Here is a 251-nt window from a genome sequence, read left to right on the forward strand (position 1 = left end):
CTATTATGACAGTCGCCGTTTTATCATGTGGGGCGGCGCTCTCGACGCCTGCAAAGGCAGACTCACCACGCGAAGACCAGACCCGTTACGGACTGGCTTCCGGTAATGGCCCTCTTAACACTTTGCAGATCAACGGCCAGCCCACAACGCCGAAAATTGCCGGCAACAGTGCGCTTTTTGTCCAGAAAATCGCGGAATCCGGCGACACAGATGTCGTTCTTTTAACATCCGTTGGCGGTCAGGCTTGTGAT

At 54.6% G+C, this 251-nt stretch carries 1 protein-coding gene; it reads left to right on the forward strand.

Annotation, left to right across the window (positions count from 1 at the left end):
* On the forward strand, positions 1-251 hold a 251-nt coding region (locus Absy_RS12660; RefSeq protein WP_048854933.1), incomplete at both ends, for a hypothetical protein.

The organism is Acetobacter syzygii, assembly GCF_000964225.1.
GTDB classification, from domain to species: domain Bacteria; phylum Pseudomonadota; class Alphaproteobacteria; order Acetobacterales; family Acetobacteraceae; genus Acetobacter; species Acetobacter syzygii.